This is a genomic window from Streptomyces sp. NBC_01089 (genome assembly GCF_045162975.1).
Classification (GTDB): domain Bacteria; phylum Actinomycetota; class Actinomycetes; order Streptomycetales; family Streptomycetaceae; genus Streptomyces.
The window spans coordinates 1,411,283-1,426,037 of record NZ_CP108660.1 but is presented as its reverse complement, the minus strand read 5'-3'; the positions used below and the strand labels follow the sequence as shown (position 1 = coordinate 1,426,037).

Annotated in this window: 14 protein-coding genes and 1 riboswitch; of the genes, 7 read left to right on the top strand and 7 right to left on the bottom strand. The window is 70.7% G+C overall.

Going from position 1 to position 14,755, the window contains the following annotated elements:
* The first annotated feature begins 184 nt into the window (after window positions 1-184).
* Window positions 185-886 (top strand): alpha/beta fold hydrolase, encoded by a 702-nt coding sequence (locus OG510_RS06340; RefSeq protein ID WP_406135772.1) that lies wholly within the window; start codon window positions 185-187, stop codon window positions 884-886.
* A 61-nt stretch (window positions 887-947) separates the two neighbouring features.
* Window positions 948-1,042: riboswitch (TPP riboswitch) on the top strand.
* Entirely contained in the window at window positions 1,034-2,440 is a 1,407-nt protein-coding gene (locus OG510_RS06335) for a purine-cytosine permease family protein (protein ID WP_406135771.1), read from the top strand. (Overlaps the previous riboswitch by 9 nt.)
* Here OG510_RS06335 and OG510_RS06330 read toward each other — a convergent pair.
* Window positions 2,437-3,087, bottom strand: coding sequence for a TIGR03086 family metal-binding protein (locus OG510_RS06330; protein ID WP_406135770.1), 651 nt, complete (start codon window positions 3,085-3,087; stop codon window positions 2,437-2,439). The two genes, OG510_RS06335 and OG510_RS06330, sit on opposite strands and share 4 nt — an antisense overlap.
* Before the next feature lie 255 nt (window positions 3,088-3,342).
* On the opposite strand from OG510_RS06330, the gene OG510_RS06325 reads away from it, so the two are divergent.
* A complete protein-coding gene (locus OG510_RS06325) occupies window positions 3,343-4,872 on the top strand; it encodes a YfcC family protein (RefSeq protein WP_406135768.1) in 1,530 nt (509 codons plus the stop codon).
* Between the two features lie 19 nt (window positions 4,873-4,891).
* On the opposite strand, the gene OG510_RS06320 is transcribed toward OG510_RS06325, so the two are convergent.
* The 4 genes from OG510_RS06320 to OG510_RS06305 all read right to left on the bottom strand — a co-directional run bounded on the left by OG510_RS06320 (window position 4,892) and on the right by OG510_RS06305 (window position 9,988).
* Window positions 4,892-5,659, bottom strand: a complete 768-nt coding sequence (locus tag OG510_RS06320; RefSeq protein ID WP_406135767.1) for an aspartate/glutamate racemase family protein — start codon at window positions 5,657-5,659, stop codon at window positions 4,892-4,894.
* 84 nt (window positions 5,660-5,743) lie between these two features.
* Complete coding sequence (locus OG510_RS06315) at window positions 5,744-7,249, bottom strand: NCS1 family nucleobase:cation symporter-1 (RefSeq protein WP_406135765.1); 1,506 nt, start codon at window positions 7,247-7,249, stop codon at window positions 5,744-5,746.
* A 335-nt stretch (window positions 7,250-7,584) separates the two neighbouring features.
* Window positions 7,585-9,204 (bottom strand): malate synthase A, encoded by a 1,620-nt coding sequence (gene aceB / locus OG510_RS06310; RefSeq protein ID WP_406135763.1) that lies wholly within the window; start codon window positions 9,202-9,204, stop codon window positions 7,585-7,587.
* Between the two features lie 214 nt (window positions 9,205-9,418).
* Entirely contained in the window at window positions 9,419-9,988 is a 570-nt protein-coding gene (locus OG510_RS06305) for an NTP transferase domain-containing protein (protein ID WP_406142314.1), read from the bottom strand.
* A 275-nt stretch (window positions 9,989-10,263) separates the two neighbouring features.
* Between OG510_RS06305 and OG510_RS06300 the strand changes: the two genes are divergently transcribed.
* Window positions 10,264-10,572 carry a DUF5955 family protein gene (locus OG510_RS06300; protein WP_406135762.1) on the top strand — a complete coding sequence of 103 codons (309 nt, stop codon included), beginning with the start codon at window positions 10,264-10,266 and terminating at the stop codon, window positions 10,570-10,572.
* Window positions 10,572-10,928, top strand: a complete 357-nt coding sequence (locus OG510_RS06295) for a VOC family protein (RefSeq protein WP_406135760.1) — start codon at window positions 10,572-10,574, stop codon at window positions 10,926-10,928. Before OG510_RS06300 ends, OG510_RS06295 begins: the two co-directional genes overlap by 1 nt.
* Here the strand turns inward: OG510_RS06295 and OG510_RS06290 are convergent.
* Window positions 10,897-11,541, bottom strand: a complete 645-nt coding sequence (locus tag OG510_RS06290) for a response regulator transcription factor (RefSeq protein ID WP_164263057.1) — start codon at window positions 11,539-11,541, stop codon at window positions 10,897-10,899. The two genes, OG510_RS06295 and OG510_RS06290, sit on opposite strands and share 32 nt — an antisense overlap.
* A 52-nt stretch (window positions 11,542-11,593) precedes the next feature.
* Window positions 11,594-12,799 carry a sensor histidine kinase gene (locus tag OG510_RS06285; protein ID WP_406135758.1) on the bottom strand — a complete coding sequence of 402 codons (1,206 nt, stop codon included), beginning with the start codon at window positions 12,797-12,799 and terminating at the stop codon, window positions 11,594-11,596.
* Window positions 12,800-12,934: 135 nt separating this feature from the next.
* Here OG510_RS06285 and OG510_RS06280 point away from each other — a divergent pair, with 135 nt between their 5' ends.
* Both OG510_RS06280 and OG510_RS06275 read left to right on the top strand, forming a co-directional pair.
* Complete coding sequence (locus OG510_RS06280) at window positions 12,935-13,975, top strand: ABC transporter permease (RefSeq protein ID WP_406135756.1); 1,041 nt, start codon at window positions 12,935-12,937, stop codon at window positions 13,973-13,975.
* Window positions 13,972-14,649, top strand: a complete 678-nt coding sequence (locus tag OG510_RS06275) for an ABC transporter ATP-binding protein (RefSeq protein WP_406135754.1) — start codon at window positions 13,972-13,974, stop codon at window positions 14,647-14,649. The genes OG510_RS06280 and OG510_RS06275 overlap by 4 nt, the downstream gene beginning before the upstream one ends.
* The last annotated feature ends 106 nt before the right edge of the window (window positions 14,650-14,755 follow it).

The following is a 14,755-nucleotide window of genomic DNA, read 5'->3' as shown; positions in this document are numbered from 1 at the left end:
CCTATCAGCTGCCCGGAGGGTCGTACACCCCTGAGGACAGGGGAGTTGAGCGAATCGTGTGCGATCAGGTTCGATCCGGTCAGGGGGAATAGCGGGTTTTGCCCTGATGTGACTCTAGGTGGCCAAGTCGCTTCCGTACGCGACGTGGCGTAGGGGCCGTGCCGCGCGCTGTAGCGTCTGCGGTATGGACGATCACTCAGCGGCCGACGATCACTCCGTGGTCGATGTCGGCGACGTACGGCTCGCATACCGCGCCTGGGGCGACCCCTTCGGCGCGCCTGTGGTGCTGCTGCACGGGCTCGGCGGCTCGTCCGCGACCTGGGAGGAGACCGGCCGGGCGCTCGGCGCCGAGTGGCGGGTGTACGCCCTGGACCTGCGCGGACACGGAGAGAGCGACTGGCCGGACGAGTACTCGTTCGAGCTCATGCGCGACGACGTCCTGGGGTTCCTCGACGAACTGGAACTGGAGCGCGTCGGGGTCGTCGGCCACTCCATGGGCGGTGTCGTCGCCTATCTGCTCGCCCAGGAGCACGCGGACCGGGTGGAGCGGCTCGTCCTCGAGGAGACTCCGCCGCCGTACCCCAGGGAGATGGCCGAACCCGCGAGTCCCGAAGGGCCGGTCGACTACGACTGGAACGTGGTGCCCGCCATCAGGAACGAGATCGGGCGCCCCAGCCCCGAGTGGGCCGAGCGGCTCGGCGAGATCGTCGCCCCGACGCTGATCGTCACCGGCGGCCCGGACAGCTCCATGCCGCAGGGGCGGATCCCCGACATGGCGGCGGGGATCCCCGACTCCAGGGTCATCACGATCCCGGTCGGCCACACCGTGCACGCCCTGGAGCCCGCACAGTTCTCGGCAGCGGTCAGCGACTTCTTCACCAGCTGAGCCGCGCGCGGCCGCCCACCCTCACCGCGGACGGCGTGACGCCGCGCGTTAGCCTTGCAGCGTAACGGACACGGGGTGCCCCGCCCAGGGGCTGAGATCACACCCGCCGAACCTGAACCAGTTAGTACTGGCGGAGGGATGTCGCTCATGTCATTGCCACCTGCTCCCAGCAGCACACCGGCCACCGGACCGCAGTCCGTCTTCGACGGCCGGATGCCCGCCGAGCCCGGCGACCTGCGGATCGAGGCCCGCGGGATCGCGCCGGTGCCCGGCCACCACCGCTACGGCGGCCCTGGGCGGCTGTTCACCGTGTGGTTCGCCCCGAACCTGACCATGACCGGGGTCTTCACCGGCACCGTCGGTATCGCCCTCGGCCTCGACCTGCCCACCGCGCTGGCCGCCGTGGTGCTGGGCACCCTGCTCGGCGCCGTGCCCACCGCGTACCTCGGGACCTGGGGCAGCCGCACCGGTGCGGGCCAACTGCCCCTGGCCCGGCTCGCGTTCGGCCGGTCCGTCACGGTGCCCGGCCTGCTGCAGTGGCTGTCGTCGGTGGCCTGGGACGCGCTCATCGGACTGTTCGGCGGGGACGCGCTGGCCCGGCTCTGCGGCTGGCCGTTCTGGCTCGGCGTGCTGCTGATGATGCTGGGGCAGGGGTCGCTCGGCGTACTGGGCTATGAGGCGATCCACCGGCTGCAGAAGCTGATGACCTTCGTACTCGCCGCCGCTTTCGTCGCCCTGGCCTTCAGGCTGCCGGACAGCGTCCACACCGCGGCAGGCAGCGCACACGGCGCCGACCGCGCCGGCGCGTTCATCCTGACCAGCACCATCGCGCTCAGCCTCGCGCTGTCGTGGGCTCCGTACGCCAGCGACTTCAGCCGCTATCTGCCGCAGAACACCTCCCGCCCGCGCATGTTCTGGTACACGCTCCTCGGCGTCAGCGTCTCCTTCGTGGCCGTGCAGTCGCTCGGGCTGTGGGGGGCCGCCGTCTTCACCGACCAGACCGCCCGGGGTGTCGACCGGCTGCTGGGCGGCGGTGTGCTCGGCGCGCTGGGGCTGCTGGCCGTGGCGCTGGCCGCCCTCTGCAGCAACGCCATGAACGACTACAGCGGCTCACTGGCCCTGCAGACCATCGGGCTGCGCGTTCCGCGCCCGGTCGCGGCCGCGATCGCCGCCGTACTCGGTTTCCCGCTGGTGCTGTGGATGCACGCCGCCGACACCACCGCGCGCTTCCAGAACGTCCTGCTCTTCGTCGGCTACTGGATCCCCGGCTTCGTCGCCGTCGTCGCTGTCGACTGGTTCGCCCGGGGCCGCAGGGGCGAACCGGTCGACCCGACCACGGAGAGCGTCCGTACGCGGTCCGGCCGGCCCGCCCTGGTGGCGTTCTGCGCCGCGTTCGCCGCGGCGGTGCCGTTCATGAACACCGGCCTCTACACCGGCCCGGTGGCTTCCGCACTGCACGGCGCCGACCTCGCCTATTACGTGGCCTTCCTGACCGCGCTCGTCGTCTACGCACCCCTCAGGCTGCGCCGCCACCGGACCCCGCACAGCACCTAAGGCTTCCAGTCCGGGCTGCGCCCGCTGAGTCCGATCACCCGGTCGACGAAGGGGGCGTCCCGCGCGACCTCGACGGCCGGGCCGAAGGCCGGAGCGCGTGTCGGGCTGTCCGGCTGCCCGAGCAGCGCGTACGAGACACCCAGGCTCGCCGGGTCCGGGGCGTACCGCTGCCCGGTCGCGCGGGCCAGATCCCAGCCGTGCACCACCAGCTCGTTGAGCGCGATCCGTCCGGCGACCACCGCGGGCAGGGTGAAACCGCCCGCTCTCGTCTCGCCCTCCCAGGCGCCGGGGGAGTGCCAGGCCGCGATCAGGTCCGCCAGCTGCCGGGGCAGCGCCGTGCGCCAGTCCGCGGCCAGCTCGGGGTTGGGTACGGTGCCCGGCGCGGTGTCGGTGTGCGGCCCGAACTCCTTCTTCGCCGCGGCGCAGAACGCCACCGTCAGTCCGGAGACATGGGCGAGCAGGTCCCGGACCGCGAAGTCCGGGCAGGGCGTGGGGTCACCCAGCTGCCCGTCCCCGACGGCGTCGGCGAGCCCGGCCATGTGCCGGGCCGGTGGTTCCAGATCGGGCAGACCGCCGTCCTGGTTCCTGTGCGCGCCCGTGTTGGCTGCGCCCGTGTCCGTTGCGTCTGTGTCCGTTTCGATGTCCATACCCTTGAGACCGGATCCGGTACGAGAACTCATCGGTCGGCCGGCCGCCCGCCGTGGCAACATGCGGCCCCGCGCTCCCTGTGGTCCCGTTGGCGCAGAATCCTCCGGAGCGAACAGGGGCTGCACGATGGAGCTGGGACCCAGGACCGACGCCTCCCCGGCCGGGCGCACCGCGTCAGCCGTCGTGCCGTACGCGCGGGCGAGCGGGCCCGTCACCCGCTCGGCCGCACCGGGTCCGAGCCATGGGGCCGCCGCGTGAGCACCGTCCGGACCCGGCAGGCCCAGGACGGGAAGCCACCGGGAAAACGCGGCTTCGTCTTCCCGAGCGCCCTCACCGTCCTGGCCGTCGTCACCATCGCCGTCTGGGCCCTGGCCTTCCTCATCCCACCGGGCGAATACCGCAGGAACAAGTCGGGGGCGCCCATCCAGGGCACCTACCACCGGGTCGCGTCCGACCGGGGAATCGTCCACCGGCTCAACGATCTCTTCCTCTCCCCGGTCAACGGCCTCTACGGCGTCCAGGACGCGAAGACCGGCCAGGTCGGCCCCGGTCTGGCCGGTGAACTGTACGGCAGCGCGGGCGTGTTCCTCTTCGTGCTCGCGATCGGCGCCTTCATCACCGTCGTCTTCGCGACCGGCGCGCTCGACCTGGGCATCGGCCGCCTCGCCCACCGGCTCCGCGAGCGCGGCGCGCTGCTCATCGCGGGGGTGATGCTGGTGTTCGCGCTCCTCGGTACGGTCGAGGGCTTCGCCGAGGAGACCCTCGGCTTCTACGGGCTGATCGTCCCGCTGATGCTGGCGCTCGGCTACGACCGGATGGTGGCGACCGGCACGATCATCCTGGGCGCCGGGATCGGTGTGCTGTGTTCCACCGTCAACCCCTTCGCGACCGGGGTGGCTTCGTCGGCGGCCGACATCTCGCTGGGCGACGGCATCGTGCTGCGCGGGCTGATGTGGGTGGTCCTGACCTCGGTGACCATCGCGTACGTCATCCGTTACGCGAGACGGGTGAGCCGCGATCCAGGGCGGTCGCTCTCCGGCTTCCTGCCGGGCGACCGCGAACAGAGCGCCACCGGGGCGGCGGAGCCCCCGCCGCTGACCACCCTGCACAAGGTCATCCTGGTGCTCGTCACCCTGACCTTCGCGTTCATGATCTTCTCGGTCGTGCCCTGGGCGAGCGCCCTGTCCGGAGACGCCGACGCCACCCCGTACGGATTCGAACTGGGCTGGTCCTTCCCGCAGTTGGCCGCCCTCTTCCTGGTGGCCGGGGTGCTCGTCGGGATCGTGGCTCGGCTCGGCGAGCAGAAGCTGAGCGCGACGATCGTGCAGGGCGCCGCCGACTTCATCTCACCGGCGCTGGTGATCGTGCTGGCCCGCGGTGTCACTGTCATCATGAACAACTCGCAGATCACCGACACCGTGCTGCACTCCATCGAGGGCCTGGTCTCCGGCACGTCCTCGTCGGTCTTCGCGTTCTTCGTCTTCCTCGTCAATCTGCCGCTGGCGTTCCTGATCCCCTCGACCTCGGGCCATGCCACGCTCGCGATGCCGATCCTCGCGCCGCTGGCCGACTTCGCGGGGGTGTCGCGCGCCCTGGTCGTCACGGCCTGGCAGTCGGCGAGCGGCTGGATGAACCTCTGGGTCCCGACCACCGCCGTCACGATCGGCGGGGTGGCGCTGGCGAAGGTGGGTTACGACAAGTACCTGCGCTTCGTCTGGCCGCTGCTGGCGATCCTGTTCGTACTGATCGGGGGCTTCGTCGCGGTGGGGGCGGTGTGGACGTGACGCGCGGTCCCGGGGCCTCTCAGCCGTGAGCGTCGGCGTGGCCGGCCGCCGGGCCCGTCTCCGCGAAGGCGGCGCCCGGCCAGCCCGTGACGCGCTTGGGCCTGGGGCCCGCGTAGGTGCGTACCTTGGAGGTGGAGAGGCCGAGCCTGACCAGTGACTCGGCCACGGTGACGGCGGCCCCGACACCGTCCACGACCGGGACACCGGTGCGCTTCCTGATCTGCTCGTCCAGTCCCGCCATGCCGCCGCAGCCCAGACAGATGACCTCGGCCCTGTCCTCGGTCACGGCACGTTCGGCCTGCGACACGATCGACTCGACGGCCGCGGCCGGGTCCTCCTCCAGCTCCAGCACGGCCAGGCCGCTGGCCCGCACCGAAGCGCACCGGGCGTCGAGCCCCGCGAGCTTCAGCCGGTCCTCGATCAGCGGGACCGTCCGGTCGAGCGTGGTGACCACCGCATAGGTGTGTCCGAGGTACAGGGCGGTGCTCGCCGCCGCCTCGGTGATGTCCACGACGGGCACGGACAGCAGCTCCTGGAGCCCCTCCCTGCCGTGCTCGCCGTAACCGGCCTGGATGACCGCGTCGAAGGGCTCCGGGTAGGAGAGAACCCGGTCCATGACGGCGATCGCCGCGAGATAGCTCTCGAAGTTCCCCTCCACGGACTCGGCCCCGAAGCGCGGGGTCAGGCCCACGATCTCCGTGCCGGCCGACGCCACCGACCTCGCCTGTGCGGCGATCGCCTCCGTGATGGATTCGGTGGTGTTCACATTGACGACGAGTATCCGCATGGGGGTACCTCACAGATGGTGCGCACGGGTGCGCGGCTGGATCGGATGGGCCGGTGTTCTCCCGTACGGGCGCTGCCGCCCGTGTCAGTGCACGCTCGGCACGGCGATGGCCGCGCCGGGCACGTCCTCGTGGCTGACGTTCCGCTCGGAGACGGCGACGTACACGGCGGCGGCGATACCGGCGCCGATGAACCAGGCGAACGGTGCGACGGCGGAGAACAGCGGTACGAGGGCGCAGACAACGGCCGCGACGGCCGCCGGCGCGAAGGCGGCGATGGCGCGCGGATTCACCCCGCGTGTGTAGTGGTACGCGGCCGACGGTTCCATGGTGTACAGCTCGGGCACATTGACCCGCCCCTTCCTGATCAGCCAGTAGTCGGCGATGATCACGCCGAACAGCGGGCCGAGGAAGGCACCGAGACCGCCCAGGAAGTAGTTCACGACGGCCGGGTTGTTGTAGAGGTTCCACGGCAGGATGACGATCCCGATGACACCGCTGACGATCCCGGCCCGCCGGAAGTCGAGGTGCTTGGGGAAGAGATTGGCCAGCGCGTACGCCGGGGCCACGAAGTTGGCCATGAGGTTCACCGCGACCGTGAGGATGATCAGCGCCAGGCCGGCGAGCACCACGAACCAGGTGTTGGGGATGGCCTGTACGACGTCCGCCGGGCTGTTGATGACCTTCCCGTTGATCCGGAACTGCCCCCCGGCCAGCACGACGGTGATCACGCCGAAGAGCATGATGTTCACGGGAATGCCGCAGAAGTTGCCGATGGTGATCGACTTCTTATTGGTGCAGGACCGGGTGAAGTCGCAGAAGTTCAGCGCGAACGTGCCGTAGATGGCGACCCACAGCGAGGCGCCCGCGAAGATCTCACGCCACATCTTCCCGCCGCTCAGCGGGTGGTCGTTCGACAGCGCGATGGAGCCGCCCGCCCTCCAGAACATCCAGACGGCGAGCGCGGAGAGCGTGAAGAGGATGACCGGCCCCGCGAACGCCTCGTACTTCCGGACCATCTCGATGCCGTACATGACGATGCCGATCTGTACGCACCACAGGAACCCGAAGGAGATCCAGCCGAGCGTCGACAGACCGAGGAAGGAGTTCTCGGACAGCCCGGCCAGCGGGTGGTGCAGCGTGATCAGCAGAACGTTCAGCACATGGGACGCGAGATAGGTCTGGATGCCGAACCACGCGATGGCGACGGCGCCGCGGATGAGGGCGGGAATCTGCGCGCCCCGTACGCCGAAGCTGATACGGCTCATGACCGGGAAGGGGATGCCGGTCTTCTGGCCCATGTACCCGGAGAGGTTGAGTATCCCGAAGAGCAGCGCGGCGCCGATCGCGAGAGCGAGCAGCACCTGCCAGGCGCCGAGCCCGAGGGCGAACAGCCCGGTGGCGAAGGTGTAGTTGCCCAGACTGTGCACGTCGTTCGCCCACAGGGTGAAGATGTTGTAGCTGCCCCAGCGGCGCCCGTGGACCTCGGTCGGCGCCAGGTCGTCGTTGTACAGGCGGGGGCTCAGCGGGGGCGCGCCGGCGCCGGCGGCGGCATCGGTAGCGGTATCGGCGGCGGTATCGGTGGTGCCCACGGCCGGTGTCGATCGGGGCGGTTCCACAGGCGTGTCTGCACTCGTCACCGGGCCACTCATCCTTGATTAAATTCCGCAATGTGGAATACGGGTATCGGGATGCGGCAAGGCTAGATTCGTCCAAGTGGGCTGTCAAGGGTTTGTAGTTTTCCCGAACTTGCCTGGTGGGCGCGGTCGTAGACGCGTCGCGGAGAGGCTGCGGAGAGGTCGCGGAGGACTCGCGGATGCGCGGAGCGGGGAACCGGCCGAAGACAACCGGGACAACGAAAACCGGGGCAGTCCGGGCGCCGTGCGGCGCCCGGGACTGCCCCGGTCGGGTGCGTGGTGGTGCTCGGTTACCCCAGCTGCTCGTACGCCGGCAGCGTCAGGAAGTCCGCGTAGTCGGCGTCCAGGGACACCGTCAGCAGGAGGTCGTGTGCCTGCTGCCACTTGCCCGCGGCGAACGCCTCCGTGCCGATCTCCTTCTCGATCGCGGTGAGTTCGTCCGCCGCGATCTTCCGGGCCAGTTCAGCCGTCGCGTGCTCGCCGTTCTCGAAGACCACGTTCGCGTTGATCCACTGCCAGATCTGCGAGCGGGAGATCTCCGCCGTCGCGGCGTCCTCCATCAGGTTGAAGATGGCCACGGCGCCCATGCCGCGCAGCCACGCCTCGATGTAGCGGATACCGACCTGGACCGCGTTGACCAGGCCCTCGTACGTCGGCTTGGCGTCCAGGGAGTCGATCGCGATCAGGTCACCGGGTGCCACCGTGACGTCCTCGCGCAGCCGCTGCTTCTGGTTCGGGTTCTCGCCGAGGACCGCGTCGAACGACTTCATGGCGATCGGCACCAGGTCCGGGTGCGCGACCCAGGACCCGTCGAAGCCGTCGGCGGCCTCGCGGTCCTTGTCCGCCTTGACCTTCTCGAAGGCCACCTTGTTGACCTCGGCGTCGCGCCGGGACGGGATGAAGGCCGCCATACCGCCGATGGCGTGCGCGCCGCGCTTGTGGCAGGTGCGCACCAGCAGTTCGGTGTACGCGCGCATGAAAGGCGCCGTCATCGTGACCAGATTGCGGTCCGGCAGGACGAACTTGGAGCCGCCGTCGCGGAAGTTCTTGACGATGGAGAACAGGTAGTCCCAGCGCCCGGCGTTCAGCCCGGACGCGTGGTCGCGCAGCTCGTAGAGGATCTCCTCCATCTCGTACGCCGCCGTGATCGTCTCGATCAGGACGGTCGCGCGGACGGTGCCCTGCGGGATGCCGACGTAGTCCTGCGCGAAGACGAAGATCTCGTTCCAGAGGCGCGCCTCCAGGTGGGACTCGGTCTTCGGCAGGTAGAAGTACGGGCCCTTGCCGAGCTCGATGAGGCGCTTGGCGTTGTGGAAGAAGTACAGACCGAAGTCGACCAGCGCGCCGGGGACGGGGCGGTCGTCGAGGACGAGGTGGCGCTCGTCGAGGTGCCAGCCGCGCGGGCGCACCACGACGGTGGCGAGTTCGTCGGCGGGCTTCAGTGCGTACGACTTGCCGGACCTCGGGTCCGTGAAGTCGATCCGGCGCTCATAGGCGTCGGTCAGATTGAGCTGGCCGGTGACAACGTTCTCCCAGGTGGGGGCGGACGCGTCCTCGAAATCTGCGAGCCAGACCCTGGCGCCCGAGTTCAGGGCGTTGATGGTCATCTTGCGGTCGGTCGGGCCGGTGATCTCGACGCGGCGGTCGTTCAGCGCGGCCGGAGCCGGCGCGACCTTCCAGCTGTCGTCGTTGCGGACGCTCGCGGTCTCCGGGAGGAAATCGAGCGAGGACGTCCGGGCGATCTCGGCGCGGCGCTCAGCACGGCGGACGAGCAGCTCATCACGGCGGTGGGTGAACCGCCGGTGCAGCTCGGCCACGAAGGCCAGGGCCGCATCGGTGAGGACCTCGTCCTGCCGCGGCAGGGGCTCGGCATCGACGATGGCCAGCGGAGACGGCGCTGGTGCGGACATGAGCTGTCACTCCTTCAGCGGGCGGTACCTGACGGCCGCAGGACTCTCATGGTGGCACGGAGTGCCATGGGGTCGCGATACGGTCGCGGGCGCTCTGTGAGGCACAGAGCGCTTCTGACGTGTGGATACTAGTTTCCTCATGGTGGAAGTTCAACGCTGTGTTGACATCGAGATTCTTCGGATCGACAGAAGTCGTCGCAGAGTGCCAGGCTGGTCACTCCAAGTGGAACAGGTCTTCGACGGTGTCGATGTCGTACGCCTCGGCGACATCGGAGCACTCCACCAGGGTGATCGCGTCCTGGTGGGCCTTGAGGTAATCGCGGGCCCCGCGGTCCCCGGCCGCCGTCCGGGCGATGTCCGCCCAGCGCTCGGCGCCGAAGAGCACGGGGTGGCCGCGCCTGCCCCCGTACGCGGCGGCCACCAGGCTCGTCGCGGAACCGCCCGCCTCCCGTACCCGGGCCACCGCTGCCGCCCCGATCCCCGGCTGGTCGACCAGCAGGACGAGGGCGGCGTCCGCACCCGACCCGGCGAGCGACGCCAGCCCGGTGCGCAGCGACGACCCCATGCCCTCCTCCCAGCGGGGGTTGTCGGCCAGGACGCAGCCGGACAGCTCGGCCCGTTTCCTCACGTCGTCCGCCGCTGCGCCCAGCACGACATGCACCGGACCGCAGCCCCCTTCGCGCAGCACCCGGACCGCGTGCTCGACCAGCGGCCGGCCGCGGTGTTCGAGCAGGGCCTTGGGGCGTCCGCCCAGCCGGCGGCCACCACCCGCCGCGAGCAGCAGTCCGGCGACCGCCGGGCCGGCCGGCCGGTCGTGCCCGTGCCCCGGCTCCGGAGTACCCGTCCCCGTGTCTGTGTTGTTCACTTGGTTCCGCCTTCGTGTCGCATCGGGACTGGATACCTCATGGACACCACCCCGTCCGGCTGAATTCCCGTCGTGGAGTGGCGAGAACGACGCGCGGTGGCGTTAACTGACTCGTGACCCGCGGTGTCCGACCAGCGCCACACGGTCGATCAACCGTAGGGAATGACCAGCACAGAGTTGTGCGAGGGGGAGCTTTGTTGCGAAGTGCGGGGCAGAAACGCGTCACGGGAGCCGGTGCGGATCCGAGAGTGACGGAGCTCAGCTCGTCGGTCACCCGGCTCCGCCGTGAACTGGCCGCCCACCCGGCCCAGTTCCCCGACCGTGCCATCGCCGAGGACGAACTGGCCGCCCTGGAGGCGATGGCCAGGAGCGGCGTGCCGGAGATCCTGCGGCTGCGTCGCTCCCTGCTGCTGGTCGCCGGCGCGATCGGTTCGGTCAGCGCACTCGCGGTCTCGCTCTCCGAGGTGCGGAACGCGGTGGAGCTCTTCGGCTCGGCCTCCTGATGTCCGTGCGCCGGGTGGTGCCGGACATCACGACGCACTCCATGGCCGAGAGCCGGGACTTCTACGGGCTGCTCGGGCTGGGCGAGGTCATGAACCACGGCTGGGTCATGACACTCGCCTCGTCCGTCAACCCCACGGCGCAGCTCACCCTCACCACGCACGACGCGAGCGCCGCCGTGCAGCCCGACCTCTCGGTCGAGGTGGACGACGTGGACGCGGTGCACACGGCGGTGCTGGCCTCGGGGACGGAGATCGTGCACCCGCTGACGGACGAGGAGTGGGGCGTACGGCGGTTCTTCGTACGCGATCCGAACGGCAAGGTGGTCAATGTGCTGAGCCACCGGCACGGCGGATGAGCCGCTTCGCCGATGCCACGGCCACCGCTGACGTCCGGGAGTCCACGCCCAGCTTCGCGTAGATGTGCACCAGATGGGACTTCACCGTCGCCTGGCTGAGGAACAGCGCCTTGCTGATCTGCTGGTTCGACAGGCCGTCCCCGACCAGCTGCAGCACCTCCAGCTCCCGCCGGGTGAGCGACTCGCCGGGCGCCCGCATCCGGTCCATCAAACGGTGGGCGACGGCGGGCGCCAGCGCCGAGCGGCCGGCCGCCGCCGTCCGCACGGCGGCGGCCAGCTCCTCCGGCGGCGCGTCCTTCAGGAGGTAGCCGCTCGCACCGGCCTCGACCGCGGCCAGGATGTCCGCGTCCGTGTCGTACGTCGTCAGCACCAGGACCCGCGGCGCCCCTTCGACGGCGGCGATGGCGGCCGTGGCCTCCGAGCCGTGCATGCCCGCGCCGAACTGGAGGTCCATCAGGACCACGTCGAACTCTCCCGAAGCGGCCAGCTCGACGGCCTGTTCGGCGGTCGCGGCCTCCCCGGTCACCCGGAAGCCGGGCTCGGTGTCGAGGACGGCGCGCAGCCCGGCCCTGACCACCGGGTGGTCGTCCGCGAGCAGGAGCCGGATCGTCATGGGGACACCTTTTCCGTCATGTCGTCAGTCGTGTTGTCCGTCGTGTTGTCCGTCACGGGGACACGTCTTCGGACGTGGGCGCCTCTTCGGATTCGGGCAGCGGCAGCGTGACCGCGACGGCCGTCCCCTGGCCCGGTGTGGACTCGACGGCGAAGGTGCCGCCCAGTGACTCGACACGCGACCGCATGGCGGGCAGGCCGAAGCCCGCGTCGCCTGACGCGGCACCGGCGGACAGCGGATCGAAGCCGGAGCCGTCGTCCACGACGTCCAGCGCGACGGCGGTCTCCATGAAACTCAGGGTGATCTCGGCGCGGGACGCCCCGGCGTGCTGGACGGTGTTGGCCAGCGCCGACTGCGCGATCCGCAACAGCGCCACCTCGTACGGGGTGGGCAGCTCGACCGGCGTACCGCTGGTCGAGAAGCGGACACGGGGTCCGGGGCCGCCGGTGCACAGGCGGTCGAGCGCGGCCGCCAGCGAACCGTGCTCAAGGGCGGGCGGTGACAGTGCGCGGACGAAGCGGCGGGCCTCGGCCAGATTGTCCTGCGCGGCCTGTCTGGCCTGTTCGATGTGGGCGGCGGCAGGGGCGTCGGCGGGCAGGGTGCGCCCGGCCGCCCGCAGCAGTAGCTGGATGGAGGAGAGCCCCTGGGCGAGCGTGTCGTGGATCTCCCGGGCCAGCCGCTCCCGCTCGGCGAGGGTGCCCGCGGTCCGTTCGGCCTCGGCGAGTTCGGCCCGGGTCGAGATCAGCTCCTCGATGAGCCTGCGGCGGCTCTCGCTCTCGCGGTAGAGCACCTGGTAGCCGAGGACGGTGGCGACGGCGACCGCCGCGCCGAGGAGCGGCCCGATGAACGCGCCCGGATTCAGCGCCGCACCGTGCCCCACATAGGCCGCGATGGCCGCGCCGGCGGTGACCACCACGACCGGTACCGACCAGCGCACGGGCAGCAGATGCAGCTGGAGGAAGTACAGCGGGAACGCTACCCACAGCCCGTCGGGCGAGACCACCAGCAGCCCCAGCCACGCGAGGCCCAGCACCCCGAGCCAGAGGGCGGCGGACGGGCGCGAGTTCCGTACCGACGGCCAGAGCGTGCCCGCCGCGTACACCGCGCCCATGACCGCGGCCGCCGTCACCACCGCCGGCGCGTTCGCCGTGTGGCCGGTGAGCGCCCGCGCCGCGGCCAGCACCAGCAGCCCCGCCATCAGCAGATGGAGGCAGAGCCGCAGGACGAGCAGCGCCGGGGTCAGTGCACGAGGATCCATGATCCTCCCAGCCTAGGCGGATCGTCCCGGAACGCCCTCAATCGAAAGTTTGATTGCCGGCTCCGTCTTTTGATCCTCGCGAAGCCATCCGTGGCGCGATGCCCACGCACCCCTGTGGCCAGCAGGGTTGAGCACATGTTCGTTGCATGGAGAGATCTGAGATTCGCCCGGGGGCGGTTCGCCCTGATGGGCACGGTGATCGTGCTCATCACCCTGCTGGTCGGCCTGCTGTCCGGACTGACCGCCGGGCTGGCCAAGGACAACACATCGGCCATCACCAACCTGTCCGCCGACCACCTGGCCTTCGCCGCGCCGCCCTCCGGGCAGTCCGCGTCCTTCTCGGGATCGCAGCTGCCGGAGAGCGCCTGGCGGACCTGGGCCGCGCAGCCCGGCGTGAAGAGCGCGCAGCCGGTGGCGATCGACACGGCCAACGCCGAAGCGGGCGACCGTACGGCCGCGGTCTCCGACTTCGGGGTGCGGCCCGGCTCCGGGCTCGCGCCCAAGGACCCGGGGCGCTCCGGTGTGGTGCTGTCCACCGGCGCCGCGAAGGACCTGGGCGCTGCGGCCGGGGACACCGTCACACTGTCCGGCAGGAAGCTGACGGTGAAGGCGGTCGCCGGGGACGACTCGTACAGTCACACCCCCGTCGTCTGGACCTCCCTCGGCAAGGGCGAGCAGGCCGGCGTGGTGGCCCTGACCACCGACGGGGCCGACATCGGCAAGGGGGACCGGGCGGCCCGTACGACGACGCTGACCCGGGACGGCTCGCTGGGCGCGCTCCCCTCGTACCAGGCGGAGAACGGCTCGCTCCAGCTGATGCGCGGCTTCCTCTTCGTCATCTCGGCCATGGTGATAGGCGCGTTCTTCACGGTCTGGACGATCCAGCGCAGCGGCGACATCGCCGTCCTGAAGGCGCTGGGCGCCTCCACCCGGTATCTGCTGCGTGACGCGCTCGGCCAGGCGGTGCTGATGCTGCTGGCCGGGACGCTGCTGGGCACCGCCGTCGCCGGCGGGATCGGCGCCGTCGTGCCGGAGAGCGTCCCCTTCGTACTCGATCCGCTGACCGTCCTGGTCCCCGCCGCCGTGATAGTCGCCCTCGGGGTGCTCGGCGCCGCTCTGTCCATCCGGCGGATCACCGCCGTCGACCCGCTGACTGCTCTCGGGAGCGCACGATGACCCTGACCCTGGACGATGTGACCCTGACCTACCCCGACGGGGACGGCCGGGTGGTCGCGCTCGACGAGGTGTCCCTCGAGGTCCCGGCCGGTTCGCTGACGGCGGTGGTCGGGCCCTCCGGCTCCGGCAAGTCGAGCCTGCTGGCGGTGGCGGCGACGCTCGTGACCCCCGAACGGGGCCGGGTGGTCGTCGACGGCGCGGACACGGCCGTGCTGAGCCGGGCGGAGAAGGCGGTGCTGCGGCGCGAACGCATCGGGATCGTCTTCCAGCAGCCGAATCTGCTGCCCGCGCTGACCGCCGCCGAGCAGCTCCAGGTGATGGCGCATCTCGCGGGCCGGTCGACCGCCCAAGTCCGCGAGCGTGCGGTGGAGTTGCTGGACGCGGTGGGCCTCGCCGACCAGGCGGGCAGGCGTCCGCACCAGCTCTCCGGCGGCCAGCGGCAGCGCGTGAACATCGCCCGCGCGCTGATGAACGAGCCGTCGGTGCTGCTGGTGGACGAGCCCACCAGCGCCCTCGACCACGAGCGGGGCGCCGGGGTGCTCGACCTGCTGGTCACGCTGACCCGGGCGCGTGGGACCGCGACGGTGCTGGTCACGCACGACCACACGCACCTGGACCGGATGGACAGGACGGTGTCGATGGCGGACGGCCGGCTGACGGTGCCGGTCGGCTGAGCGCGCCGGTTACCGGCCATGCCGGTCGGCCGACCGGCCGGTTCGGCCGAACGTCTGAAAAATCGGACCGAGTCCGCCGGGGCGCCCGCCGGACCGGATCCGCCGG

Coding starts and splice junctions, on each gene's coding strand:
- OG510_RS06340 (WP_406135772.1), top strand. CDS start 185: ATGGACGATCACTCAGCGGCCGACGATCACTCCGTGGTCGATGTCGGC.
- OG510_RS06335 (WP_406135771.1), top strand. CDS start 1,034: ATGTCATTGCCACCTGCTCCCAGCAGCACACCGGCCACCGGACCGCAG.
- OG510_RS06330 (WP_406135770.1), bottom strand. CDS start 3,087: ATGGACATCGAAACGGACACAGACGCAACGGACACGGGCGCAGCCAAC.
- OG510_RS06320 (WP_406135767.1), bottom strand. CDS start 5,659: ATGCGGATACTCGTCGTCAATGTGAACACCACCGAATCCATCACGGAG.
- aceB (WP_406135763.1), bottom strand. CDS start 9,204: ATGTCCGCACCAGCGCCGTCTCCGCTGGCCATCGTCGATGCCGAGCCC.
- OG510_RS06295 (WP_406135760.1), top strand. CDS start 10,572: ATGTCCGTGCGCCGGGTGGTGCCGGACATCACGACGCACTCCATGGCC.
- OG510_RS06290 (WP_164263057.1), bottom strand. CDS start 11,541: ATGACGATCCGGCTCCTGCTCGCGGACGACCACCCGGTGGTCAGGGCC.
- OG510_RS06285 (WP_406135758.1), bottom strand. CDS start 12,799: ATGGATCCTCGTGCACTGACCCCGGCGCTGCTCGTCCTGCGGCTCTGC.
- OG510_RS06280 (WP_406135756.1), top strand. CDS start 12,935: ATGTTCGTTGCATGGAGAGATCTGAGATTCGCCCGGGGGCGGTTCGCC.
- OG510_RS06275 (WP_406135754.1), top strand. CDS start 13,972: ATGACCCTGACCCTGGACGATGTGACCCTGACCTACCCCGACGGGGAC.